The organism is Acidaminococcus sp. BV3L6 (assembly GCF_000468835.1).
Lineage (GTDB): Bacteria > Bacillota > Negativicutes > Acidaminococcales > Acidaminococcaceae > Acidaminococcus > Acidaminococcus intestini.
In genome coordinates this window covers 1-23488 of record NZ_AWUR01000033.1, presented here as the reverse complement: position 1 = coordinate 23488, position 23488 = coordinate 1, and the positions used below count along the sequence as shown (strand labels likewise).

Below are 23488 nucleotides of genomic sequence, written 5' to 3'. Positions count from 1 at the left end.
CTCCGCAGCTTTTTTGCAAGAATAAGACATCATCCGGTACCCCAGCGAAAATCAAATGGGGTTTGATGTAAGAAAAAGTTGCAGTCTGAAGACAAGGTTCGTAGGAAAGGGATCTATGTGGGTACGATTAGACAGGGAATGCCAAAGTGCCGGATGAAGAAAGCAGGGTCAAGCCTATTTAGCCAAACGATACATAGCTTCGGCGTAAATCTGGGCATTTTTCATGAGGATCTCAATTTCCCAGAATTCGTTGGGGAGATGTTCACGAACCGTATCACCCGGGAAAATGGGTCCAAAGGCAACGATATTAGGAATGGCCTTGGCATAGGTGCCGCCGCCGATGCTCATGGCGCCGCCCGTAAGACCCGTCATTTCATGATAGACATCGAGCAGGGTTTGGACATAAGGGGTCTTTTCATCTACGTAGAGGGCACCCTTGTGTTCTTCGCTGGTCAGTTCAAAACCAGCCTTCTTAAAGGTTTCGGTCAGCTTGGGAGCACAATCTTCATAAGTCTTTGTTACAGGATACCGATAGTTGATCTTTACGGTCAGGTGATCGGCATCTCCTTCCAGGATACCCATGTTGAAGGACAGTTTGCCCGACACTTCATCTTCCAGACCAATGCCAATCTTTTCACCATAAGGATCCATCCCAATCTTGTCAGCAAGGAAAGTCACCGCCTCTTGGAGGCCCTTGGACAGAGGGAACTCCTTGATGCCAAGGAGCAGCTTGCCAATCGCGTTTTCACCCAGTTCCGGATGGGAACCGTGTGCTTCCTTACCGTGGGTCGTAACCTTGAAGCCGCCTTCTGTGAGTTCGACGGTCATTCCGTCTTTCCCATTAAAGCGGGAGACAAGCGCTTTAGCTTCTTCACTGGGCGCAGCAAATTCCGCTTCACACAGGGCAGGAACAATATTGTAGGCCGTACCGCCTTGGATACGGACAAGCTTTACCTCGCCATCCTGCGTGAAGTGCGTCGTATAGTCGGCATTGACGATTCCTTTTTCCCCGTTGATGAGAGGATATTCTGCATCGGGCGTAAATCCGCAAACTGGGACCTCTCCGCCTTTTTCGAGATAATAATCCATATCGGCAGCACCGGTTTCCTCATTTGTTCCAAAGAGGATACGGATACGGCGTTTCAGGGGCAGGCCGGCATCAACGATGGCTTTCATGCCATAAAGCGCCGCAATGGCTGGCCCCTTATCATCCATGGCACCGCGTCCATAGACATTCGTGTCATCAACCTCACCGCTGTAGGGATCCTTATCCCAGCCTTTGCCTTCAGGAACGACGTCCAAATGGCCAAGGATGGCCACCATTTCATCACCTTCGCCAATTTCGGCCCAACCCATGTAGTTATCTACGTTCTTGGTACGGAAGCCCATGTCTTCGCAGACTTTCAGCATATAAGCAAGGCACTTGGCAGGGCCTTCACCAAAAGGCATTCCCGGTTTAGCTTCTTCCTGGACGCTGCGGATCTTGATTGCTTCCGACAGGGTCTTGAGCAGCGCTTGTTTTTGACGAGCAACGGATTCTTTGAGTTCCATCGTGATTCCTCCTCTATATGTCCATTCCAAAATGACAGGGCTGAAAAGAAACAGCAGGCTGAAGGCTGCATCCCAATTCGTCAGCAAGCTTCAAAAAAAGGAAGCTCATTCCCATCATAAAGGGGATTTCTAAAACTTCATGACTCTATTGTATCCAGTTTTCAGAATTATGTCAATAATATCGTATCATTTGTAATAATATCGTTATTTTTCTTTCTTTTTCTTCTCTTTTTACCAAAACTGTCCACTTTTCCCAAAAAGAGCCTCCCGGCATCCTTCAAAAACCTTCAAATAAAGGGGATTGCAGAAAATCCTTCCTTAATGTCCGCATAAAAAGGACAAAGCTTTTTCCCTTTTCTTCTATTTTTTCTTTTTTAGAAAAATCGGCCACTAAAAGAGAAAGGCTTTTCCTGTATCAATTGATACGATTTTCAAGAAAGGTATTGTCAGAATTACCCTTTTTTAGGAAATTTTTACTTTAGTAAGGTACTTTGTGCTATCATGGGACGTATCAAAAACTGAGCATCAGGACAAGGTCTTGAAGCCATTAAAAGGAAAGGAAGTCTATCATGAACAAAATCATCATAGAACAAGTCGCCAAACACCGCAAAGAAGCCGAAACCTTGGTCCGCGCTTTTTATGACCATCCGGAGATTTCCATGGAAGAAACCGCTTCCAGCCGTGCCATTGTTGATGCCCTTGCCCCCTATGGCTTTACCATTGAATACCCCTTTATGGAAAAAGAGCTCGGCTATGATACGGCCTTTCGCGCCACACTGAAACGAGGGGAAGGTCCAAAATGTTCCATCATGGTCGAATACGATGCCCTGCCAGGCATTGGTCACGGCTGCGGGCATAACCTGCATGGTCCCCTGTCGGTTCTTGCAGGCATTGTTCTTAGTGAGCTTCCAGAAGACGCATTTCACGGGACGCTCGAAGTCATTGGGACACCGGCGGAGGAAACCGTTGGCGCCAAACTCATCTTTGCCAAAGAAGGAGTCTTTGACGGGGATGCCCTTGCCATCATGATGCACAGCACGTCAGGCGGCATAAGCCGCACCAATACGCAGGCCAATGCCCTGCGTGCCTACGAAATCACCTTTACGGGGAAAACGGCCCATGCGGCTGGCGATCCTTGGGATGGACACAACGCGCTGACTGCCCTGCGCAAATTTCTCGATCTGGTAGACGCCCGACGGGATTCCTTCCATCCCTTTACCATTGCCAGCGGCATCATCACTGAAGGCGGCAAGGCCCCCAATGTCGTGCCTGATCGGGCCGCCCTCCGCTTTGAATTCCGCTATCCTGTCAAACGGGAAATTGAACGCTTGGACCGGATCGTCAAAAACTGTGCCAAAGGAGCCGCCCTTGCCCTTGACTGCAGTGTGGAATTTACCCTCGCAGGGCCTGACTTTGACGACATGGTGCGGGTTCCTCTTTTAGAAGAAAAGATTAAGGAACTCTTCACCTCCTATGGGGAACCTGTTGGGGACCCCCTGCCACCGGGCGGCTCGACAGATGCCGGCAATGTAAGCTACCGCTGTCCGACGCTCCATGCCTATATCTCGATTTCGGACAAGGCCTGTCCCGGCCACTCGACAGCCCTGCGTGATGCCACTATAACCCCCCACGCCTTAGATCAAATGGCCAAAGGGGCTGCCGTCATCGCGGAAATGGTCCTGACCGTATTTAACGACGCCGGATACCGTGTGGCCGTGCAAAAAGAATTTGAGCAATCCGTTACAGGAAAGGAAGGATGACCGATGTCTGAAGAAACGGAAAAAACCCCCGATCAGAAAAATTCCCGGTGGGCCCTGCCCCATGTTTTTGTCCTGCTGTTTGGCATTATTGTCTTTGCAGCCATCATGACCTGGATCCTGCCGGCTGGCGACTTTAACCGCGTCACCAACAGTGCGGGCCAAAAGATTGTCCAGGCCGGTACCTATCACCTTGTCAAAGCTCATCCGGTCGGTTTTTTTGAAATGTTCAAATGTATTTACCTTGGCATGAAGGACGCGGCGCCGGTCATTCTCTTTCTCTTCATTGCCTACGGCTTCATTGGCCTCATCATTGGCTCCGGTGCTTTTGACGGGCTGGTTGCCAAGCTCCTGCGCGTGGTCCGCGGCAGGATGCGGGTCCTCATCATTCCCCTTTTCATGACAGTCATCAGCTTTGCCTCCTCGACAGTTGGAATTTCCGAAGAAGCCTTGCCCTTTATCCCAATTTTTGTAGGCATCACCATTGCCATGGGATATGACGCCATCGTTGGCCTTGCCATCGTTTCCTGTGCCACAGCCATCGGCTATGCAGGTGCCTTTATGAACCCCTTCACCGTAGGAACGGCCCAAGCCATTGCGGAGCTTCCCATCATGAGCGGCTCGGGCTTTCGGATTCTCTCCCACCTTGCCATGATTGCCGTGGCTTCCCTTTATACCATCCGCTACGCGCTCAAGGTAGCTAGGAATCCCCAAAAAAGCCTTGTCTACGGGACCAAGAATGAATTTGCCATCACGGAAGAAGAACTGCAAAAGCATCCCTTCACCTTCCGTCATATCCTCATCCTCCTGGTCTTTTTCGCTGGGGTCATTGCCTTGGTCTATGGCTGCAAATATTACGGCTGGTACTTTACGGAACTATCCGCCCTCTTTATGATCATGGGACTCATTTCCGCCATCCTTGTCGGTTGGAATCCGAACCAGATTGCCCGCAGCCTTGAAAAAAGCTTCCGGGACATTTCAGCAGCCTGCATGATGATCGGCTTTGCCCGTGGCATCCTCATTGTCATGCAGACAGGCCATATTATGGACACCTTCGTCTACGGCATGTTCATGCCCCTGTCCGCGCTGCCTCAGCTTGCCGCTGCGGAAGCCATGCTGATTGTCCAGACCCTCCTCAATTTCCTCATCCCCTCCGGATCCGGCCAGGCCGTTGTTTCCATGCCAATCATGGCCCCCTTGGCAGACCTGCTCGGTATGAGCCGCCAGCTTGCCGTCCTCTGTTTCCAGTTTGGTGACGGCCTTTCCAACATCATGTGGCCTACAACCACGCTTCCCATCGCCTGCGGCATTGCCGGCGTTTCCATGATGAAATGGTGGAAGTTCTTTACCCCGCTGTTCATCATGCTCGTCGGGGTCCAGGCCATCATGGTGGCCATTGGGTTTGTCATTGGCTACTGAGCGTCAACGGAGCTGCCTCAAATCAGCCCAACAACTAGACCGATTTGAGGCAGAATATGAGCCCCTTGCCTTAGCTAACGCAAGGGGCTCATTGCTTATCCTGCAACGTAAGCGCAGGTTTGGGTTAAGACTCTTGGCTTTTATTTGGCTGCTGCAAGGGGCTGGTCTTTTAAAAGATAACGATGGCGCTTGGAATGATTCGCATTCCTATTCTCCCTCTTGCTTTCTGCACAACAGCTATGTTGTCTTAGACACATTTCGTATTTATGGGTCAGCTCAATACATAAAGAAAAAAGACGGCAAAGAAATGGATCTTTCATTTTTTCACAGCCTTTATTTCCTGCCCTTTGAACACACAAAAACCCCCAACCGTGCGGCGGGGGCTTGTTTGCTACCTATCATGATTCTTCCTGATGAACCAGGATATCACGGACGCTTTTCATGAATTTGGCTCGTGGCAGCATCACAAAATGGCCACAGCCCCGGCATTTGATGCCTATATCCATGCCCGTACGGGTAATCTCCCATTCATAAGAGCCACAGGGATGCGCCTTTTTCATTCGTACGACATCTCCTGTGTGGAGCGCAACATCATCCTTCATGGCCTGCCTCCACTCTCAAGGTCGAAACTTCCTTGATATCATAGCCGGCATCGCGGATCCGTTCCACAATATCCATGGCCTGCGTGAGATCAGCGCGGATTGTGACTTCCCGTTCATCGCCAGCAAGCGTCCGGGAGAGGATTGAGATGATGTTTACCCCCCTTTCCGTAAAGATCTGGGATAGTTCGGCAATGACACCCACTTTATCCTTCGTATCGATAACAACCTTCGTTGATGTTTGATTATATCCCATGATATCTACAAAAGCCTTAAAGATATCCGTATCGGAAATGATACCCGTAATATGGTTCGTCCCGTCTACAACAGGCAGGGCCCCAACTTTATGGGTGTACAGCAGGTAGGCGGCGGTTTCGACGCTGTCCGATTCCCGGACTGTCCAGACGGATTTGGTCATGATATCGCTGACCTTAAGTTTTCCCAACAGGTAATTGGCCTCATAACGGTCCAGCACACTTGCATCGCTCGGCGTAGCCCGGGAAACATCCCCGTCCGTAACGATACCCATAAGGAGTCCTTCCTTATCGGTAACCGGGATGCGGCGCAGGTTATTGCTCAGCATCAGTTCCCGCACTTCCAGAAGACTTTGGTCACTGCGGATGGAGATCACTGTCGGTGTCATGATTTCTTTTATGCGCATGTTATTTCCTCCTTAGCCGCCCAGGTAGGCCTTGCGGACGGCCTCACTGGCAGAAAGATCAGCCGCCGGCCCACTGAGGGTGATGCGTCCCGTTTCAAGGACGTAGGCGTAGTCAGCAATGGACAGGGCCATATTGGCATTTTGTTCGACGAGGAGGACCGTCGTGCCTTCCTCGTTGATGGTCTTGATGATGGAAAAGATTTCCTTGACAAGAAGCGGGGCAAGGCCCATGGACGGTTCATCCAGCAAGAGGACACGGGGCCGTTCCATCAAAGCCCGTCCCATGGCAAGCATCTGCTGCTCCCCACCGGACAGGGTCCCTGAAAGCTGGTTCTTTCGTTCAAAAAGGCGGGGGAAGAGCTCAAAGACCTTCTTCTTATCTTTTTCAATGCCGTCCTTGTCCTTGCGGAGATACGCCCCCATATCGAGGTTTTCCATAACGGACATATTGGCAAAGACGTGGCGCCCTTCCGGCACCTGGACGAGACCGGAGGCGACAATCTTATGGGCCGGCGTCCCCGTAATATCCGTCCCATCAAAAAGGATGTTGCCTGAACGGGGTTTGATGAGGCCCGAAATCGTATGGAGCGTCGTCGACTTGCCAGCACCGTTTGACCCAATGAGGGTCACAATCTGCCCATCTTCGACACGCAGACTGATGCCCTTGACGGCATGGATGGCACCATAATAAACTTCCAGATCCTTGACTTCCAGCATTATGACACCTCCTCGCCCAAATAAGCTTCAATGACCCGTTTGTTACGGCGGATTTCATCCGGCGTTCCACTCGCAATGCAAAGTCCATACTCCAGGACATAGATGCGCTGGCAAACTCCCATGACAAGGCCCATATCATGCTCAATCAGCAGGATAGCCAAGTGGAAATGGTCGCGGAGCCAGCGGATCATTTCCATGAGTTCCTTCGTTTCCTGCGGATTCATGCCCGCCGCCGGTTCATCAAGAAGCAGCAACTTAGGTTCCGTCGCAAGCGCCCTTGCAATTTCAAGGCGGCGCTGGGCCCCATAGGGAAGGTTTTTTGCTAGGTCATAGGCATGGTCTTCCAAATGGAAGATTGTAAGGAGCTCCATGGCCTTTTTCGTGACCTCATTCTCTTCCTGGACATATTTACGGGTCCGGAAGATAGCCTCAGGAAGATTGTACCCGATATGCATATGATAGGCAATCTTCACATTATCAATGACGGGCAGCTCCGAAAAAAGGCGGATGTTCTGGAAAGTCCGGGCCATCCCCAGCTGCGTGACCTGATAGGATTTCTTGCCATTGATGCGGACCCCATTAAAGGTGATATCCCCTTCTGTCGGGACGTAGACCCCTGTAATAAGGTTAAAGGCCGTTGTCTTGCCGGCCCCGTTTGGTCCGATGAGACCGATGAGTTCGTGTTCATCGATATGCATGGAAAGGTTCGAAACGGCACGCAGTCCGCCAAAAACGATGGAGACATTATCAAGATCGAGGAGGCGTTTTTTATCTTCTGCCGTCATGATTTATTTCCTCCCTTCTTGAAGCGCTTGATCATCGCAAGGGACAGTTCCTTGTCACCAAACAGGCCTTGGGGCCGATAGAGCATGAGGACAATCATAGCGATGGAGTAGATGAGCATACGCCATTCCGGAAAATCGGAAAGGGCAGCCGAGATAAAGGTCAGGACAATGGCACCCGTAATTGACCCCGTCATGGATCCAAGGCCGCCCAGGACCACCATGGTCAGGATGTCAAAGCTTCTCATAAAAGTAAAGGACGCTGGATGGGCAATGAAGAAATAGTGGGAAAAGAGCACGCCTGCTGTTCCGGCAAAAGACGCACCGAGCGTAAAGGCCATAACCTTGTAGCGGGTTGTATCGATGCCCATCGTATCAGCGGCAATCTCATTTTCACGAATGGCAAGACAGGCCCTGCCATAGGCGGAATTCTTGAAGTTTTTGATGAAAAAGAGGATTGCAATCATGATCCAAAAGGCCAGGGGAAAGGTCGTCAGGCGGGGAATCCCCATAAGGCCCGACGCGCCGCCTACATACTCGATGTTGAGAATGCAGATGCGGATGATTTCACCAAGACCCAAGGTCGCAATAGCCAAATAGTCCCCATTAAGACGCAAGGTCGGCAACCCGACAAGAAAACCCAACAGGCCTGCGGAAAGGGTGCCTGCGATAAGGGCAACGGGCATATCATAACCCAGTTTGACTGTCATGATGGCTCCCATATAGGCGCCTACCGCAAAAAATCCAGCGTGTCCAATGGAAAACTGCCCCGTATAGCCGTTAATCATATTAAGGCTCGTCGCCAGGATGATGTTGATGATGATAAGGACGAGGTTCAGTTCCCAGAATGCCCCGATGATTTCCATCTCCAAGAGCACATAGAGCACGGCAAAAAGGGCGGCACAAAAACCAAGTTTTTTCAGATCTGCTTTAAGAAATACATTCATCGTGCCACCTCCTTATACTTTTTCACGGATATTCTTGCCAAAGAGCCCCTGCGGTTTGTAAAGCAGGATCAAAATGAGGATGGCAAAGGCAGCTGCATCACGGAACGTCGAGGAGATAAAGCCCGATACAAGGGCTTCTACAATGCCTAGGATGATGCCGCCCACCATGGCACCGGGGATGATTCCAATCCCACCAAGGACAGCCGCCACGAAAGCCTTGATGCCGGGCGCCATCCCCATGAGAGGATCAATCGAATTATAATAGATCCCAACCAGTACGCCGCCAGCAGCAGCAAGGGCCGAACCCAGGGCAAAAGTCATGCTGATGACGCGGTCGATATTGATGCCCATCAAGCGGGCCGCATCGGCGTCAAAGGAAACAGCACGCATGGCCTTGCCGATTTTTGTATAATTGACAATATACGTCAGGGCCAGCATGAGGACAATGGTACTGCCAAGGATGATGATCTGCTGGCTATTGATCACAAGCCCCCCGACATTGTACACAGACGCGGCAAAATCCGAAGAAAACGTACGCGGCTGCGGTGATGCCAGAAGGATCATGCCGTTTTCAAGGAAAAAAGATACGCCAATGGCCGTAATGAGGATGGCAATGCGGGGTGCATTGCGCATCGGCCGATAAGCAACACGTTCAATGAGCATACCGACAAGGGCTGCCCCCGCCATCGCAATCAGAAGGGACGGGAAAAAGGGCAGATGAAAGACTGTTGTCGCAATATACCCAATATAAGCGCCCACCATATAGATATCACCGTGGGCAAAATTGATGAGCTTCAAGATTCCATAGATCATGGTATAGCCCAGCGCAATCAGTGCGTAGATACTGCCCAGGGACAGACCATTGATAAGCTGCTGCAGCAGTTGATGCATAAAACCAGATTCCATAGACATGGCCTCCCTTTTTTCATAATGGCAGCGGCAGAACAAGTCTGCCGCCCTATGGATGGATACGTTCATTCAGGGATCGACTTTCGCACGGAAAGTTTGTTTCCCCTCTTTTCATTCAATGATGACCGCCGATTTGATTGGGTTATGGTCAGCGCAAAAGGTCTTAGTCCCGGAAACACCGGCCATCTCCTTGGTCTTGGACAAAGCTTCGGCGACTTTCTGTGGATCCGCGCTTCCCGCTTCTTCCAATGCCTTAAGAAAAAGCTTGGCCGAATCATAGGCAAGAGCCGCAAAAACATCGGGCCGCTCCTTGTATTCCTTCTGATAGGCCGCGACGAACGCTTGGTTGATGGAAGACGTATCTTCTGCCGAATAGGGACTGGAAAAGCAGCAGCGGTTGAGGTTTTCCACTTGAGCAATTTCCGCAAGACGCTGGGAATCCCAGCCGTCGCCGCCGCCCATCAAGATATCAAGCCCTAATTCACGGGCCTGACGAACAATGAGCCCCACTTCTTGATAATAGCAGGAATATAGAGAAAATCAGGCTGCCGGGTACGGATCTTGGTCAGCGTCGCCTTGAAGTCCGTATCCTTCTAGAGATAGACCTCTTCAGCAACAACCTCACCGCCGCCCTTTTCAAACTGCTTCTTGAAGAACTGGGCAAGGCCCTTTGAATAGTCTGAGGAGTTGTCAATCATGATGGCTGCCCGTTTGACCTTAGGCGTATTGAGGGCAAAGTGCGCCATGACCGTTCCTTGGAAAGGATCGATGAAGCAGGCCCGGAAATTATAGGGTTTGACCTTCCCCAAACCATCCACCGTCACTTGTGGATTTGTTCCCATGGGCGAAATATCAGCCGTCTTTGCCGCCCCGCTCACGGCGGTGGATGCAATGACCGCACTTGAAAGATTAGGCCCAATGACCCCAATGACGCGGTCCTGGGGAATCAGTTTCTGCATAGCATTGGTGGCTTCCGTTGCTTCCGACTTGTTATCGGCCACAACAAGCTCGACCTTCTTATCAAGGACGCCGCCCTTTTCGTTCTGTTCCTTGAGAGCAAGCTCGATCCCATTACGGGAAGAAATCCCATAGCTGGCACTTCCTCCTGTTATTTCAAGGTTCCCACCTAATTTGATGGTGTTCCTGGCCCCTTGGGAGCCACATCCTGTCGTAAGACCGGTAAGTACCAGTCCCACTGCCAACATCTGTAACGCCACCTTCCTGCTTTCATAGGAATCCCTCTATCCAGCCTTGCTTTGCTTCTTTACTCATTGGCTATCTATGTAAAAAGCGGGTCCCGAAGTCCTGCATGTACCTAAGGCTTCGGGACACCGCTTTTCAGGGGGTTCCATGGGCGCTTCCCACGGCTTGTGTCCCTGTCAGATATACTGATTATCCGTTGATTTTCTTCACGAGGGTCTGGACGCCGTCCTTGAGTTCAAGGATCAGGGCCGTCGTGATCGGATTATGATGTTCATCATAGGAGAATTTCCCATTGGCAACTTGGAGGTCCTTGGTCTTAGCAATGGCTTCCGCCAGCTTCGTCCCGCCTTCACCTTTGGTTTCTTCCAGTGCATGGAAGAGGACCAGACCGGCATTGTAGCCTTGAAGGGCAAAAACATCAGGAACCTTGCCATATTTTTCCTTATAGGAATTGATGAACTTCTGGACGCCAGGATCCTTATCCTGTGCAGTATAGGCACTGGTGAAGTAAGTCTTGTCCGTACTTTCCTTGCCGGCGATTTCAACCAGTTTCGGGGAATCCCAGCCATCGGACCCTAAGAGCGGGGTGGTAATCCCGACTTCACGAGCCTGCTTGATGATCTTGGAAACTTCTTCATAGTAACCCGGGATGTAGAGGGCATCGGGGTTTGCAGCTTTCAGCTTGGTGAGGGCGGCTTTGAAGTCAACGTCCTTGGACAGGAACGCTTCCTTGGCCACAATCTGACCGCCATTTTCCGTAAACGTCTTTTCGAAGACTTCAGCCAGTCCCTTGGAATAGTCACTGGAAGAATCATTCAGGATTGCAATTTTCTTGAGCTTCAGATCCTTTGCCGCAAATTCAGCCATGATCTTGCCTTGGTACGGGTCAATGAAGCAGGCACGGAAGACATAGGGTTTGGCCTTGCCGTCCTTACCAAGGGTAATGGCGGGAGCCGTTGCACACGGTGCAATAAGAGGCGTCTTATTGGCCGTCAGGATTGGCTCTGCCGCTGCAACAGAACCGGAAGTCGCCGGTCCGACAACCGCTACAACCTTATCCTGCGTAACAAGCTTTGTCGCGGCATTGCCCGATTCGGAAGGCTCCGACTTGTTATCCGCTTGGACAACCTCGATTTTCTTACCGTTTACACCACCCTTGGCATTGACTTCATCAACAGCCATCTTGAACCCATTGAGGGTGGATGTCCCATAGTTTGCAACGTTGCCGGTCAATTCGAATAGGGCGCCGACCTTAATGGTATCTCCTCCGCCTGACTTACCGCCCGATTTGCCGCAGCCTGCCACGGCAGCTGCGACCAGTGTGGTCATGCACACAGCACCCACCACTTTTTTCCATGATTTCATAATAAACACCTCCGTTGTTTGATCCTTGCTGGCAACCTTGAGGGAAACTGGGCCGGATTCCTTGTCTTCCACCGCTCTCCGTGAGTTTTTCCCTTGTTCGTCTATGACCGGCCAAACAAGATATAACCTATTATATACAACATCACATTTTTGTCAACATATTTTATACATAAAAATAGTATTTTTAAAAAATCATCTTATCATTCTTTACATAATCATCATTTTGTTCTTAATTTATAGACTTTTGTCCATTTTATAAGTACACTGTCGTGCCCAAAGCAAATTGACCAAGAATAAAAAGAACGAATCCACTCATGACGGCCTGAAATAAGCGGGTGGGATAAACAAGCCCTGTCGTCCGGTCCTTTTCCGTAAGTCCGTCAATGCGAAAGGCCACGGCAAGCTGGGGCATGGCACTTAAAAAAAGCAGCATGCAGCCCGGCTGCCAATAAGGGGTAAAAAGGACGATATAAATGGCATAAAGAAGGTACAGCATCCGGACAAGGGACAGAAACAGATAGAGGATGATATCCCTCGACAGGATGATCAGCCGAACCCCTTGGGTCCGCTTCCGCCATAAATTAGGAAGCCATTGGTGATAGTAATAGATCTTACGGTAATGAAAAAGAAATATCAATTCCATCAAGAAAAAGAAAGCGGGAATGACATACATATGAAAAACTCCTTATCGATTGAGGAAAGCGCTGACTGTCGGGGAGAGCAGAAAAGCAAAAAGAAGGGGAATCTCCAAAGAAAGAAGGAATCCATTGACAAAGCCCAAAATCGCCGCCGGGCGTCCAGCACACTGGAGCAGGATGGGCATCGTTGAATCCATGCTCGTCGCGCCTCCGACAACGACAAGGGGTAAATGGTAGAAACGGGCAAGAATCGGAATACCAAGGATGGTCAGCAGTTCCCGCAGGGCATTGGCAAGAAAGGCTAGCGTCCCCGTTTCAGTACCCACAGCGGCACTGAGCAGGACGGAAGACAGGCTGTACCATCCCATGCCAGCACTCACGAGCAGGGCATCCCGAAAAGGCACTCCCATAAGATACCCCATGATCAACCCGCCGCCAAGACTGCCCACATTCGTTGCCAGAAGGACGAGAAGGGACAGGCCCAAGGTCTTAACCGTAAGAAAGCGGCGTACAATCTGACGGCTGCTGCCAATATCAGCACCGGCACAAAAAACCATGACGGCAAGAGCCGTCATGAGAATGGTATCAAGAAGGGGTTTGGCTATCGGCGCAAGGAAAAATCGCCCTGTAAAAAAACCGAGAAAAAGGGCAGAAAAAATGATCCCAATCATGAGTTTTGCCTCCTTTCACCTTCTGACAGAAGGCGAGTAAAAGCTTCCCGATGAAGCCATCCGACGAGGGCCATGAGACAGAAAGAACCTGCTATGCCGCCAAAACAAAGGAAGAAGGCATTGCGCCCAATGAGGGGCAGGACCTTGATGACGGCTTCATCACAGCCAATCTTGGCAGCCAGGCAAAAAATCATGATAAAAAGGCAGATCTTCGTAATCACGCCAAGGGCGTGACTGACCGAACTTGTCATGCGGCCCGAAAGCCCCAGAATAATTCCCAAAGCCAGGGTAAACATCAATTCCAGCATGCTTGGACTCCTTTTCCCTCAGACGTATCATTTCCGAATGGTTTTGATTGTTTTTTCATTATTATTGTATCGTATTTAAGAAGGAAAAGAAAGAAGCGCCTCGCTCTCCTTGAGAAGAAAAAAGAAAAAATACGCCAAATTTTCATGTGACTTTCATGTAAGGTACCTATACTCGTAGCACAGCAGGGGAGTCATACAGTCATCCCCGCATAAGGAGGTCCCTATCATGGATATGATGCAAGTAAAGAAAACCGTTTCCAAAAATGTAGCTGCCCTCTTGGTCATGGGCATGGCCGTAACCATGGGTGCTGGCATGACGCAGACAGCCGAAGCTGCTGCCTTTGATCCCAATCGTCCCGCCGCCATGCAGCAGGGTGAAGATCGGCGCGCACCGCAAGCCAAAGAAAAGACCCCGAATAAAAAGGTCAAAAAGGCTCCAAAAAAAGAAGCAGAACGCCGCAAGGACACATTGAAAGACAAGAAGAAAGCACCCAAAAAGGAAAACCAGAAAGACAGCAAGCGCTTTGATAAGAAAGACAAGCAAAATAACCGCAGCAAAGATAACAAGCGCCCCAACGATAACGCATCTGACAAGCGTCCCACCCTGTATGGCCGCATCTGATGGGGAATAAACCAGGCCGCGTCAGAGGAAATGAAAAATAGGGGATGTAAAATCATCGGCCCCATACAAATAGGCCCATCCGATTCAATTGAACCGGATGGGCCTATTTGTAGCAGAGTCTATTTGTCACGGATAAACCAGCCGTAATCTCTCGTACTTCCAACTAGATTTTTTAGCATCTTTTCAAGATTGCCTGACGATTACGGATCCAGTTTTCGCATTTGACAGATTCACGGTCAGATGCCAACGATTCCGATAAGGGCCGCGACTGCCAGCGTGATCCAGCTAAGGATCCACAGATAAGGCGTGCAGAACTTCAAATGTTCTTTGATGCTGACACCGGCAAGACCGCAAAGAAGGAACGTCGTCGCGTTATGGGGCGTGACAAGGATGGTAAAATCCTTGCCAATGAGCATGGCCATGGCAATGTCATGAGCACTGGCGGCAAATTTTTCACCGACACCCAAGACGAGGGGCATGAACCCAAAGAAGAAAGAGTCCGTGCCCAGCATCATGCCGATGGGACCCGACAAGGCGCCAATGAAAATCGGCAGATGAGACCCTATGGCCTGAGGCATAATACCAATGAGCATGTTTGCCATGGCATCCATCATCTTCGTATTCTTGAGGACGCCAATAAAGACCCCTGTCGTCAAAAGGATCATCGGCGTCGACAGGGCGGCAGCCGCGTGGTTGGAAACGGCTTTTGCCTGGGCCTTGGCGCCTTTAAAGTTGATGGCAAGGGCAAAGGCAAGGCCAATCATGAAGGCTCCATAAAGAGGAATCTTCGTCAGGCACATAAGCAGGATGACACCGACCGTAACAAGGGCATTGATCCAGACAAGTTCGGGGCGCTTCATGCTGTCCGTCTCTCCGTGGCCGCCATCATCGGAATTAAGATCTTCTGTAAGTTCAGCCGCTTTGCCCGTCGGGTTGATGCCGGCGCCGCGCGCCTTTTCAAGCATGCCCAGGTAAGCAGAAAAAGCAAGAATCAGGATAATGCCAAGACCTTGAAGCGGCAGCAGTTCCTGCCAAATGGCGTTCACGTCGCGCCCTGTCACGATGGCTGTACGAGCGGTCGGTCCTCCCCAAGGGACAAGGTTCATGATACTGATAGCGGCGGCAATGATGCAGCAAATCACAACTGGACGGATATGAAGCTTTTTGTAGATGGGCAGGACAGCGGGAACCGTAATAAGCATGGTTCCTGCCGTGGTTCCGTCCAAATGGGCAACCGTAGCAATGATGCCCGTTGCCATGGTCACAAGGACGATGTTGTTTCCTGCTCGTTTGACAAGAAAATTCACCAAAGGATCAAACAGCCCCACATCATTCATGATGCTGAAGTAAACGATGGAAAAGAGGAAAAGGACGGCCGTACTCATGGTCGTCGTAACCCCTTTCTTCATGAATTCAAAAATCTGAGCTGGCGTAAAGCCACAGATGAGGGCTGCCACAAAAGGCACAGCTACAAAGATGACCATAGGACTGACCTTCCCTGAAATGAGAAGGTAGACGACGAGAAAAATCATCGCAAACCCAACCAAACCTAACAGCATAATTCATTCTCCTTTCTCTTTGAGGAAGCACTTCCTTGCTTCCTGATGCAGAGCCACGGACGGCAGCTCGCTGTATCTGATAAGAAGCAAGGCTTCCTTATCTTTTTACGAAGGATCTGTATTTATTTTTTGAAAGGTCCGCTATATAATGAAATTAGCTTTCCCTATATTTCGACACGGTTTTCCATAAAGGAAAATGAAATCTACTACCTTAGGAGGTGGACCCTCATGGATGATAAGGATTTCCTTCTTATCAAGACCCTTTATGAGGAACAGAACATTACCCATACGGCAAAAAAACTCTTTATTTCCCAGCCCGCCATCAGTGACCGGTTAAAACGGCTCGAAGCAGAATTCGGCTGCCAGCTTTTCATCCGCCAGCCCCGAGGGATCATTTTTACCAGTCAGGGGGAGATGCTGGTCCAATACGTCAACGAAGCGGATGAACGCTATCAAAAAATCCGCAGCGCCCTTGCAAAACCCGTGGGAAAAGCCTTTGGTTCCCTTTCCATCGCCTGCTCCAACGTATTTGCCAAGTACCACATGCCAAGCCTTTTGAGCGAGTTCAAGAAAAAGTACCCTGCCATCGACATTTCCCTCAAAAGCGGCTTTAGTACGAACCGTTACAAGGATTTTCTCGAGGGCAGATTCCATGTCTGCATCATTCGCGGCGAACACAATTGGTCAGAGCACAAAAAAAGGCTGCTCCGTGATCCCCTCTGTGTCTTCAGCAGGGATCCCATTGATCTCAAGAAACTGCCCCACCTGCCCTTTGTCCATTATATCACCGATCCAGCCCTGCAGCTGGTCATGGACGATTGGTGGTACGCGCATTACAAAGAGCCGCCCCGCATCACCATTGAAACAGATGCCATGGATACATGTCTCAAGATGGTCCGTCAAGGCCTAGGAGTCACCATCCTGTCCAAAAGCTGCGGTCAGGAAATGCCGGAGCTGTCCATGACAGCACTGACCACACAGCGGGGAACGCCTCTCCTGCGTGACACGTGGATGTATTACCGAAAAAATTACCAGCTAGTTGAAAGCAGCAAGCTCTTTGTTGATTTCATGAACCAAAAATTCGGCATCAAAGAGTAAACTTTGGCACCATTATTATAAAAAATTCTGTATTTAACGACAAATACAGAAAGGCTGTCCCTATCCATCGAAAAATCCGATGAATGAGACAGCTTTTTTGCTTCCAACCTTCTAAAGAACCGTCATGACATCGGACAGGTTCTTTTTGGGAACAAAATAATTCCTTTTTTCATCCACATAATAATCAAGGGTTCCGCTTTCCGGTACAGGGACCACGGTGCTCTTGTGGGCTGGATAGCCAAGGGCAAGACAAAGAAAGACCTCCTGATCCTTTTCAAGGCCCAGAATCCCCTGGATAGCTGCCCGATCAAGGGCAGCGAGGATTGCCGACCCGACGCCTTCACACATAGCACAGTACGCCATAGAATCAACAGCAATGCCTGCATCGATCAAGCTGATGGGGGAAGCGTCCTTGGGGCGTACCAAAAAAATGAGGGCCACCGGTTCCTCCTCTTTTTGAGGCGTACCGATTTCCTTAGGCAGGGCCGCAGCCCAATGAAGATGGGGCAAAAGAGCGGCAAGGGCCTTTGAAGAAACCGCTGCATAAAAGGACAGCACCTGTCCATTCCGGCCGCAGCTCCTTTTATGGGCAATTCCCACCAAATAGGAAAGAAGTCCTTCGGGAAGCGGTTTCTGCAAAAAGCGCCGATAGGTCCGGCATTTTTCAAAAAGGGTTTCTTGCTCTTTACGCGTCATGATGAACACGACCTTTCTTTTTTTGGCAGTTCGTGCAATATCCATAAAGCGTCAGGTCATGGCCCACGATATCAAAATCCGTCTTTTTGGCAAGGTCTTCACTAAAGTCATGAAGCGGGCAGCCATGGATATGAATGACCTTATGGCACCCCAAACAAATCAGGTTGTGGGTATGGCTCATCGTAAAAAGGAGAAACCCGGCCTTCCGCGATTGGGGCATCTGGACCTTTTCCGTAATCTTTTCATCCGTAAAAGTCTCCAACGTCCGATATACGGTGGAAAAGTTGAGGCTTGTCCCTTCCTTTACCAGAGCTTCATAGATTTCATCGGCCGTCAGGACTTCCTGTCGGCTAAGAAGAAGACGCAGGACCTTAAGACGGGGCTGGGTCAATTTCAGGCCATATTGACGGATAATGTCTTCTGCCTTGAGGGATTCATTCACCGCCGTTCACCTCCTTGAAGATGGTCCTGGATTTCCTGATAGATGAGCACAGCAACCAGCAAAATCACAGAAAGTATGGCCGTAATTCCACCGGGAGCTGCCCCCAGTTCATAGGAAATCACTAGACCGCCCATGATATCGATAAAACTAAAAAGAACCGAAAGCAGCAGCGTCCGGTTGAAGCCTTGCCTCAGCTGCAGGGCGGTTGCCACGGGAAGGGCAATGAGGGAGCTGATGACAAGGATACCGACGATGCGGATGGAAACAGAAATGGTGGCCGCCACAAGCAGGGAAAAAACATAATTGATGGCTCGCCTTGGCACACCGGAAATGCGGGCACCATCTTCATCAAAGGACAGCATGACAAGCTGGGGATAAAGCCCCCATACAGCGAGAACAGAAACAAAGGTCAAAGCCCCCACAAGATAAACTTCCTCACGTCCAACGGTGAGGATGCTGCCAAAAAGGAAGGAATCGATATTCGCCTTGACAAGACCTGAACTCACAAGGGTAATGGCAAGCCCCACAGAAAAAGACATGACAATGACGAGAGTCAGCTCTGCATAGCGGCGGAACCGTTCCCGCAGGGCTTCAATCAAAAGGCCAAAAAATGAGGTCATCCAGAAGGCTCCCATGATGGGTGTGGATTTTAAAAGAAGGCCCATGGCTACCCCTGCAAGGGAAGCATGGCTCAACGCATCCCCAATCATGGAATAGCGGCGCAGGACAAGAAAAATACCAATGAGCGGACAAAGCAGGGAGATCAATAGGCTCACAATGAACGCATTCTGCATGAAGGTATATTCAAACATGGGAACCACCTCCATTATCTGCTACATATTCAGCAAGATACTCCTCGGGCGTACAGAAATGGCCCCGGCCTCTCACCATATGGAAGAAGGTCGATGCATAGTGGGCGGCATAACGAAGATTATGTTCCACTGTAATCATGGTAACCCCCTTTTTTTCATGAAGCTCCGAAATCAGGGGATATAGGGCCTCTTGGGACCGCAAGTCCATGCCCGTCGATGGTTCATCCAAGATGATGAAGTCCGGGTTGCCAAGAAGGGCCCGGGCCACAAGGACACGCTGGAACTGCCCGCCGGAAAGGGCACCAATCAAATGATTGCGAAATTCGCCCATGCCAACTTGTGCCAACGCCCGCTGTTCTGCCTCAACATCCTTGAGCTTAAGGAGCCGGGCCTGAAAATGGAGCAGTTCAGCCACGGTCATGGGAAACTGCTTATTGATAAGATCAGTGGGCTGCGGGACATAGGCCGCCTGACGGAATGTGGAAGTGAGGGTCCCGTGAAGAGGACGCAGGAGGCCCAGCATGATTTTAATGAGCGTACTCTTGCCGCTGCCATTTTCACCTACGACCGCTACATAGTCCCCATCATGGACTTCCATGCATAAATCCTGAAGGAGAAGGGGTCCCTTTTCATAAGCAAAATCAATATGGGATAATGAAAGCATGGCTCAATCCTTTCTCAAAAAGCGTCTTGGAAAACAATCAGCACCAAGAAACCCATTTATTGTCTTCCTATTATAGAAGGATGCCCATAGAAATGCAAGGCATTTGCAACTATTGACGAACGAATCCGACCATGGTACAATGAATTCGTTATTGCAAATGATTTGCAACAAATTGAAGGAGGTACCATGAAAAAATTTATTCTTGCAGCCTTTCTCATTCTCGGTCTTCTGGCCTCAGGATGCGGCGGTGCGCCCACCGAAAAAAAAGCGGATGAAAAACTCACAGTGGTTGTCAGTTTCAATGCGATGAAGGAATTTACGCAGGCAGTGGGCGGCGACGCCATCCACGTCGTTTCCTTGATTCCCGAAGGCACAGAGCCCCATGGGTTTTCCCCTACAGCCGATCAGATGAAGACCCTGCACAATGCCAAACTCCTCATCGTCCATGGTCTGGGAATGGAACCGTGGGCCCAGAAAATCGCGGAAACATCAGGAAATCCCAATTTGATCGTTGTCGAGGCCTCTAAAGGCGTCACCCCCATTCCCCTGGAAGAGGAAGATGAGGACAATCACGGCGCTGAGGAAAAGGAGCATCACCATCACGGGCCCTATGATCCCCACGCATGGCTCAGCCTGACGGCCGCCCAAATTGAAGTCCAAAACATCGCCGATGCCCTATCCCAAGCCGATCCGGTCCATAAAGAAACCTACAAAAAAAATGCCGCTTCCTACAAGAAACAGCTTCAATCCCTTTATCAGGAATACCAGCCGCGTTTTGAAAAGATTGGCCACAAGGATTTTGTTGCCGGCCATGCGGCCTTTGGTTACCTTTGCCGGGATTTTGGGCTCCATATGGACAGTATCGAATCCGTCTTTGCCGAAGGAGAACCAAGTGCCAAACAGATGGCCCGTCTCCTGGATTACTGCCGAGCCCGAGGCATCAAGACCATCTTTACGGAATCTGAGGTCAGTCCCAAGACCTCGGAAACCCTAGCCCGGGAAATTGGGGCCAAAACGGTTCCCATCTACACCATGGAAACCAGCGAGAACGGAAAGGGCTATCTGGAACGAATGAAGGAAAACCTCGCCCATATCGAGGAAAGCCTGCGCTGACCGATTGAGTAAAAGGGATTTCCAAGTGGAACCCCCACCTCTCACACCACCGCGCGTACCGTTACCGTTCGGTACACGGCGGTTTCCTAGTTTTCATAAACGTGCTTGTAATAGCCCGTCATGGTTATGTAACCATGACGGGCTATTTCTTTTACTCCGTGGTATGCGGCATTCAGGTTGTCCCGCGTCAGGATTTGCTCCAACAGACTGTCCGCTCACAAGTTTGCAATGATGTCGTTGTGTTCGGCAGTCCTTACAGGGATAGGCGTTCCCGCATATCCTTGCTGCTTGGCAGCTGCTTTTTGCTGGCAACCTTCTCTATGAAGTTTTCTGCTTTTAGTTCCCCACTTGACTCCCTTCATTAACTGACATCTCCTAAAATTCGGTTCTTCCTAGACGGGCTATAGACCATCCAGTACTATGGTCTCAGCTGACTCCTCACGCTAAATCTTGTTTGGGCCATGGCCGCCAACTTCATGGATCCAGCCATGTTCGTGAGGCCTCCCCGGGTAAGAACGCACTCTTTTTCTCCCTTCACCTGCCGCATCTACCCTTTGGGATTCCAAATCGCTATGGGACTTTAATCTGTTTGGCGACCTTATCCATCTCAAATTGGCCTTATGCGGATTCTCTTTGTCAGGTCAGAAATTTGCCTGCCCCTTCCTTCAGATTCCACCTCACGATGTCTCCTTTGGTGTTCGGCTATGACTTTCCCCCGACTAAGGCAGTCTAGGGACTTTCACCCTTAAGAATGCGCCCATGCCGGGCGTACAAACAAGGACCAGGAAAATCAAGGAATTTTCCTGGTCCTTCCTTCATCATATGATGTTATTGCTGACCACTGACAGATCAAAACTAGATCAAAGGATCCCGCTTACCACGTACTGCTCAGCCTGTGCATCCCATTTTAGGGACAAGACCTTTGGGGCCCGGTCAATAAAGAGGATGGCTTCATCTTTCCGGATCTGGAGGGGGCTGTTAAAGACTGCCACTGGCTGGAACCCAGCAATGGGAAGCGGCCGTACGTTCCCCAGCACGTCGGCACCGATGACGGAAAGGTCCCTCAGTTCCGTCTTTCCCGCACCCCGCGGTCCATAGGACAGGATCAACAGATCCTCCTGGTTCTCTCGGAAGCGAAGCCGATAAAGAACGTATTGGTTCCCTTTTTGGAAAGAATAGAGGGCAATCTGTCCATGTTCATGATAAGCAAGGGTCATGACCTTTGCCCCATCATGAAGACCAGCAAGGACAGCACTGATGGGCCGCACATCCCCTTTGACAAATTCTACGGAAAGCGGGGGCTGCAACTGGCCTTCTGCCGTAAAGGTATAATGCTGGGCAAAGAACTGAGCCGCTTCCCCTTGAGGGAGAAAGCCCGCCGCCAATAAGAGTAAGAAGGCGCTAAGCGCCAAAAATTTACGCATCTGGTTCCCCTTCCCACAAACGCTTTTCCTGTAATAAAGCCATTTTATCTTTTCATTATATCGACTCTTTCGGCTTTTCTCAATCCTTCTTTCCAAAAAATCGATTCTGGGATGGCTGCAAAAAGCCCAAAATATGATAAAATAGGGGAGATATTTCAACTAAGAAGGTCACACCATGACAACAACCTTTAATTTTAAGGCAAAAAAAGATGGACAGCCCCTCTATAAACAACTGGCCCGTTACTTTCGGGATGAGATTCAGGAAGATCATCTGCAGGGCGGAGACATGCTGCCTTCCATCCGCAAACTCACAAAAGACCTCAAAGTGAGCCGCACAACCGTGGAAGCAGCCTATGAGATCCTCATCGATCAAGGATATGTACAGAACCTGCCAAGCCGCGGCTTCCGCATTACCCTCACCAAACCGGCAGTACCAGTGGAAATGCCCCCCTTGCAGGAGGAGTCTTTCCACCGTCCTTCCTTTAATTTTGCCAACCATTACATTGACACGACCACTTTTGACACCGTGCTCTGGCGCCGCGCCATCAGCCGTGTCCTGCACAGTCCTGATACGCTCTCAGGTTACGGCGATCCCCAAGGGGAACCTCGTCTCCGGGAAGTCCTTGCCCGCTACAGCTACCAATCAAGGGGAGTTGTCTGCCGCCCGGAACAGATCCTTGTCGGCGCCGGTCTCCAATCCCTTCTGTCCATACTCATCCCTCTGCTTCCTGTCGAGGAAAAACGAGTCAGTTTCGAAGCTCCCGGCTTTCCCCAAGCTGAATGGATGTTTCACCTCATGGGATGGACCACGGATCGCTATGACCCCGCTGTTCCCTCCAAATCATGGCCGGAACTGCTCGTTGTCAGTCCCACAAACCCCTACAAAGGGCGGGCCCTTTCGGAAAAGGAACGAAGCAACCTCATTGTCGCAACACAATTTGAACGGGTCTATCTCCTCGAAGATGATTACAATGGGGAATTCCGCTATCTCCATCATCCGGTCCCAGCCCTACACAGTTTTGGCAATCGTGAGCGCATCATCTATGTCGGATCCTTTTCCCGAACCATGCTGCCAAGCCTGCGTATCAGCTATTTGGTCCTGCCGGAAAGCTTTCTTCCCCGCTTTCAAAAAATAGCCCCTTTTTACAACCAGACTTCGTCCACAGTAGAGCAACTGGCCCTTGCATCCTATATTGAGGAAGGCCACTTAACGCGACACGTAAAAAAACTGCGCAATCGCTATCGGGAAAAAAGCGTCCTTCTCCAAGACACCCTACAGCGCATCTTTGGCAAAAGAGTTACATTCCTCAGCCTTGAATCAGGCCTTGACCTTCATATCGCCCTTTCCTATGAAATGAGCGCCCAAGCACTTGCTGAAAAAGCAAGCCAGCACAGCATCAAAATCACCCCCATTACATCTTCCACAGACAGCAAAAAACCGGAATTTCTCCTATCTTTTGCAGGAATTGCCAAAGAAGACATTGCTCCCGGTATTGAAGCCCTAAAAAAAGCCCTTGAAGACAGTTAAAAA

Annotated in this window: 26 protein-coding genes; 6 read left to right on the top strand and 20 right to left on the bottom strand. The window is 50.2% G+C overall.

Annotation, left to right across the window (positions count from 1 at the left end):
• Positions 1-174: 174 nt before the first annotated feature.
• The gene (pepV, locus tag HMPREF1246_RS06260; protein WP_009015725.1) at positions 175-1551 is read right to left on the bottom strand and encodes a dipeptidase PepV; all 1377 of its coding nucleotides are present in this window, start codon (positions 1549-1551) and stop codon (positions 175-177) included.
• A gap of 569 nt (positions 1552-2120) precedes the next feature.
• Here pepV and HMPREF1246_RS06255 point away from each other — a divergent pair.
• Positions 2121-3311 carry an amidohydrolase gene (locus HMPREF1246_RS06255; protein ID WP_021736999.1) on the top strand — a complete coding sequence of 397 codons (1191 nt, stop codon included), beginning with the start codon at positions 2121-2123 and terminating at the stop codon, positions 3309-3311.
• 3 nt (positions 3312-3314) lie between these two features.
• Positions 3315-4727 (top strand): YfcC family protein, encoded by a 1413-nt coding sequence (locus tag HMPREF1246_RS06250; protein ID WP_009015723.1) that lies wholly within the window; start codon positions 3315-3317, stop codon positions 4725-4727.
• Between the two features lie 398 nt (positions 4728-5125).
• Here HMPREF1246_RS06250 and HMPREF1246_RS06245 read toward each other — a convergent pair whose 3' ends face one another.
• From HMPREF1246_RS06245 to HMPREF1246_RS06190, 12 genes are all read right to left on the bottom strand, one after another.
• Positions 5126-5329 carry a DUF951 domain-containing protein gene (locus HMPREF1246_RS06245; RefSeq protein ID WP_009015722.1) on the bottom strand — a complete coding sequence of 68 codons (204 nt, stop codon included), beginning with the start codon at positions 5327-5329 and terminating at the stop codon, positions 5126-5128.
• Positions 5319-5987 carry a CBS domain-containing protein gene (locus tag HMPREF1246_RS06240; RefSeq protein WP_009015721.1) on the bottom strand — a complete coding sequence of 223 codons (669 nt, stop codon included), beginning with the start codon at positions 5985-5987 and terminating at the stop codon, positions 5319-5321. The genes HMPREF1246_RS06245 and HMPREF1246_RS06240 overlap by 11 nt, the downstream gene beginning before the upstream one ends.
• 12 nt (positions 5988-5999) lie before the next feature.
• On the bottom strand, positions 6000-6704 hold the full coding sequence (locus HMPREF1246_RS06235; RefSeq protein WP_009015720.1) for an ABC transporter ATP-binding protein: 705 nt from the start codon (positions 6702-6704) through the stop codon (positions 6000-6002).
• On the bottom strand, positions 6704-7489 hold the full coding sequence (locus HMPREF1246_RS06230; protein WP_009015719.1) for an ABC transporter ATP-binding protein: 786 nt from the start codon (positions 7487-7489) through the stop codon (positions 6704-6706). The genes HMPREF1246_RS06235 and HMPREF1246_RS06230 overlap by 1 nt, the downstream gene beginning before the upstream one ends.
• Positions 7486-8433, bottom strand: a complete 948-nt coding sequence (locus tag HMPREF1246_RS06225) for a branched-chain amino acid ABC transporter permease (RefSeq protein ID WP_021736997.1) — start codon at positions 8431-8433, stop codon at positions 7486-7488. Before HMPREF1246_RS06225 ends, HMPREF1246_RS06230 begins: the two co-directional genes overlap by 4 nt.
• A 12-nt stretch (positions 8434-8445) precedes the next feature.
• On the bottom strand, positions 8446-9339 hold the full coding sequence (locus HMPREF1246_RS06220) for a branched-chain amino acid ABC transporter permease (RefSeq protein ID WP_016459854.1): 894 nt from the start codon (positions 9337-9339) through the stop codon (positions 8446-8448).
• A 114-nt stretch (positions 9340-9453) separates the two neighbouring features.
• Positions 9454-9852 (bottom strand): ABC transporter substrate-binding protein, encoded by a 399-nt coding sequence (locus tag HMPREF1246_RS10995; protein WP_021737006.1) that lies wholly within the window; start codon positions 9850-9852, stop codon positions 9454-9456.
• A gap of 83 nt (positions 9853-9935) precedes the next feature.
• Positions 9936-10559 (bottom strand): ABC transporter substrate-binding protein, encoded by a 624-nt coding sequence (locus tag HMPREF1246_RS10990; protein ID WP_255345427.1) that lies wholly within the window; start codon positions 10557-10559, stop codon positions 9936-9938.
• A 175-nt stretch (positions 10560-10734) separates the two neighbouring features.
• Positions 10735-11910 carry an ABC transporter substrate-binding protein gene (locus tag HMPREF1246_RS06205; protein WP_016459856.1) on the bottom strand — a complete coding sequence of 392 codons (1176 nt, stop codon included), beginning with the start codon at positions 11908-11910 and terminating at the stop codon, positions 10735-10737.
• Positions 11911-12163: 253 nt separating this feature from the next.
• Positions 12164-12583, bottom strand: coding sequence for a hypothetical protein (locus tag HMPREF1246_RS06200; protein ID WP_009015714.1), 420 nt, complete (start codon positions 12581-12583; stop codon positions 12164-12166).
• Positions 12584-12595: 12 nt separating this feature from the next.
• Positions 12596-13219: a lysine exporter LysO family protein gene (locus tag HMPREF1246_RS06195; RefSeq protein WP_021737008.1), complete on the bottom strand. Its 624-nt coding sequence runs from the start codon at positions 13217-13219 to the stop codon at positions 12596-12598.
• Positions 13216-13527 carry a LysO family transporter gene (locus HMPREF1246_RS06190; RefSeq protein WP_009015712.1) on the bottom strand — a complete coding sequence of 104 codons (312 nt, stop codon included), beginning with the start codon at positions 13525-13527 and terminating at the stop codon, positions 13216-13218. Before HMPREF1246_RS06190 ends, HMPREF1246_RS06195 begins: the two co-directional genes overlap by 4 nt.
• A gap of 226 nt (positions 13528-13753) precedes the next feature.
• Between HMPREF1246_RS06190 and HMPREF1246_RS06185 the strand changes: the two genes are divergently transcribed.
• Positions 13754-14149 carry a hypothetical protein gene (locus HMPREF1246_RS06185; RefSeq protein ID WP_021736996.1) on the top strand — a complete coding sequence of 132 codons (396 nt, stop codon included), beginning with the start codon at positions 13754-13756 and terminating at the stop codon, positions 14147-14149.
• 236 nt (positions 14150-14385) lie between these two features.
• Here the strand turns inward: HMPREF1246_RS06185 and HMPREF1246_RS06180 are convergent, their stop codons facing one another.
• Positions 14386-15708: a CitMHS family transporter gene (locus HMPREF1246_RS06180; RefSeq protein ID WP_009015710.1), complete on the bottom strand. Its 1323-nt coding sequence runs from the start codon at positions 15706-15708 to the stop codon at positions 14386-14388.
• A 228-nt stretch (positions 15709-15936) separates the two neighbouring features.
• Here HMPREF1246_RS06180 and HMPREF1246_RS06175 point away from each other — a divergent pair, with 228 nt between their 5' ends.
• Positions 15937-16806, top strand: coding sequence for a LysR family transcriptional regulator (locus HMPREF1246_RS06175; protein ID WP_035224476.1), 870 nt, complete (start codon positions 15937-15939; stop codon positions 16804-16806).
• A 111-nt stretch (positions 16807-16917) separates the two neighbouring features.
• Here the strand turns inward: HMPREF1246_RS06175 and HMPREF1246_RS06170 are convergent, their stop codons facing one another.
• The 4 genes from HMPREF1246_RS06170 to HMPREF1246_RS06155 are packed head-to-tail and all read right to left on the bottom strand — an operon-like array spanning position 16918 to position 19420.
• Positions 16918-17502 (bottom strand): nitroreductase family protein, encoded by a 585-nt coding sequence (locus HMPREF1246_RS06170; RefSeq protein WP_009015708.1) that lies wholly within the window; start codon positions 17500-17502, stop codon positions 16918-16920.
• A complete protein-coding gene (locus HMPREF1246_RS06165; protein ID WP_009015707.1) occupies positions 17492-17944 on the bottom strand; it encodes a Fur family transcriptional regulator in 453 nt (150 codons plus the stop codon). The genes HMPREF1246_RS06170 and HMPREF1246_RS06165 overlap by 11 nt, the downstream gene beginning before the upstream one ends.
• The gene (locus tag HMPREF1246_RS06160; protein ID WP_009015706.1) at positions 17941-18756 is read right to left on the bottom strand and encodes a metal ABC transporter permease; all 816 of its coding nucleotides are present in this window, start codon (positions 18754-18756) and stop codon (positions 17941-17943) included. The genes HMPREF1246_RS06165 and HMPREF1246_RS06160 overlap by 4 nt, the downstream gene beginning before the upstream one ends.
• Entirely contained in the window at positions 18749-19420 is a 672-nt protein-coding gene (locus HMPREF1246_RS06155; protein ID WP_009015705.1) for a metal ABC transporter ATP-binding protein, read from the bottom strand. The genes HMPREF1246_RS06160 and HMPREF1246_RS06155 overlap by 8 nt, the downstream gene beginning before the upstream one ends.
• A 186-nt stretch (positions 19421-19606) precedes the next feature.
• Here HMPREF1246_RS06155 and HMPREF1246_RS06150 point away from each other — a divergent pair, with 186 nt between their 5' ends.
• Positions 19607-20533: a metal ABC transporter substrate-binding protein gene (locus tag HMPREF1246_RS06150; protein ID WP_021737004.1), complete on the top strand. Its 927-nt coding sequence runs from the start codon at positions 19607-19609 to the stop codon at positions 20531-20533.
• Positions 20534-20748: 215 nt separating this feature from the next.
• Here the strand turns inward: HMPREF1246_RS06150 and HMPREF1246_RS10590 are convergent, their stop codons facing one another.
• Positions 20749-20895 (bottom strand): hypothetical protein, encoded by a 147-nt coding sequence (locus HMPREF1246_RS10590; RefSeq protein ID WP_021737007.1) that lies wholly within the window; start codon positions 20893-20895, stop codon positions 20749-20751.
• Positions 20896-21393: 498 nt separating this feature from the next.
• Positions 21394-21957 (bottom strand): hypothetical protein, encoded by a 564-nt coding sequence (locus HMPREF1246_RS06145; RefSeq protein WP_021737002.1) that lies wholly within the window; start codon positions 21955-21957, stop codon positions 21394-21396.
• Between the two features lie 175 nt (positions 21958-22132).
• On the opposite strand from HMPREF1246_RS06145, the gene HMPREF1246_RS06140 reads away from it, so the two are divergent.
• Positions 22133-23485 carry a PLP-dependent aminotransferase family protein gene (locus HMPREF1246_RS06140; protein ID WP_009015702.1) on the top strand — a complete coding sequence of 451 codons (1353 nt, stop codon included), beginning with the start codon at positions 22133-22135 and terminating at the stop codon, positions 23483-23485.
• Positions 23486-23488 lie beyond the last annotated feature (3 nt).

Bases quoted from the DNA above. Each gene is read 5' to 3' on its own strand.
- HMPREF1246_RS06180 (WP_009015710.1), bottom strand. From the start codon at position 15,708: ATGCTGTTAGGTTTGGTTGGGTTTGCGATGATTTTTCTCGTCGTCTAC.
- HMPREF1246_RS06195 (WP_021737008.1), bottom strand. From the start codon at position 13,219: ATGATTGGGATCATTTTTTCTGCCCTTTTTCTCGGTTTTTTTACAGGG.
- HMPREF1246_RS06255 (WP_021736999.1), top strand. From the start codon at position 2,121: ATGAACAAAATCATCATAGAACAAGTCGCCAAACACCGCAAAGAAGCC.
- HMPREF1246_RS06220 (WP_016459854.1), bottom strand. From the start codon at position 9,339: ATGGAATCTGGTTTTATGCATCAACTGCTGCAGCAGCTTATCAATGGT.
- HMPREF1246_RS06235 (WP_009015720.1), bottom strand. From the start codon at position 6,704: ATGCTGGAAGTCAAGGATCTGGAAGTTTATTATGGTGCCATCCATGCC.
- HMPREF1246_RS06150 (WP_021737004.1), top strand. From the start codon at position 19,607: ATGAAAAAATTTATTCTTGCAGCCTTTCTCATTCTCGGTCTTCTGGCC.
- HMPREF1246_RS06230 (WP_009015719.1), bottom strand. From the start codon at position 7,489: ATGACGGCAGAAGATAAAAAACGCCTCCTCGATCTTGATAATGTCTCC.
- HMPREF1246_RS06200 (WP_009015714.1), bottom strand. From the start codon at position 12,583: ATGTATGTCATTCCCGCTTTCTTTTTCTTGATGGAATTGATATTTCTT.
- HMPREF1246_RS06240 (WP_009015721.1), bottom strand. From the start codon at position 5,987: ATGCGCATAAAAGAAATCATGACACCGACAGTGATCTCCATCCGCAGT.
- HMPREF1246_RS06160 (WP_009015706.1), bottom strand. From the start codon at position 18,756: ATGTTTGAATATACCTTCATGCAGAATGCGTTCATTGTGAGCCTATTG.
- HMPREF1246_RS06140 (WP_009015702.1), top strand. From the start codon at position 22,133: ATGACAACAACCTTTAATTTTAAGGCAAAAAAAGATGGACAGCCCCTC.
- HMPREF1246_RS06155 (WP_009015705.1), bottom strand. From the start codon at position 19,420: ATGCTTTCATTATCCCATATTGATTTTGCTTATGAAAAGGGACCCCTT.
- HMPREF1246_RS06190 (WP_009015712.1), bottom strand. From the start codon at position 13,527: ATGCTGGAATTGATGTTTACCCTGGCTTTGGGAATTATTCTGGGGCTT.
- HMPREF1246_RS06250 (WP_009015723.1), top strand. From the start codon at position 3,315: ATGTCTGAAGAAACGGAAAAAACCCCCGATCAGAAAAATTCCCGGTGG.
- HMPREF1246_RS06185 (WP_021736996.1), top strand. From the start codon at position 13,754: ATGGATATGATGCAAGTAAAGAAAACCGTTTCCAAAAATGTAGCTGCC.
- HMPREF1246_RS06205 (WP_016459856.1), bottom strand. From the start codon at position 11,910: ATGAAATCATGGAAAAAAGTGGTGGGTGCTGTGTGCATGACCACACTG.
- HMPREF1246_RS06225 (WP_021736997.1), bottom strand. From the start codon at position 8,433: ATGAATGTATTTCTTAAAGCAGATCTGAAAAAACTTGGTTTTTGTGCC.
- HMPREF1246_RS06245 (WP_009015722.1), bottom strand. From the start codon at position 5,329: ATGAAGGATGATGTTGCGCTCCACACAGGAGATGTCGTACGAATGAAA.
- HMPREF1246_RS10590 (WP_021737007.1), bottom strand. From the start codon at position 20,895: ATGAAGGGAGTCAAGTGGGGAACTAAAAGCAGAAAACTTCATAGAGAA.
- HMPREF1246_RS06145 (WP_021737002.1), bottom strand. From the start codon at position 21,957: ATGCGTAAATTTTTGGCGCTTAGCGCCTTCTTACTCTTATTGGCGGCG.
- HMPREF1246_RS06170 (WP_009015708.1), bottom strand. From the start codon at position 17,502: ATGACGCGTAAAGAGCAAGAAACCCTTTTTGAAAAATGCCGGACCTAT.
- pepV (WP_009015725.1), bottom strand. From the start codon at position 1,551: ATGGAACTCAAAGAATCCGTTGCTCGTCAAAAACAAGCGCTGCTCAAG.
- HMPREF1246_RS06175 (WP_035224476.1), top strand. From the start codon at position 15,937: ATGGATGATAAGGATTTCCTTCTTATCAAGACCCTTTATGAGGAACAG.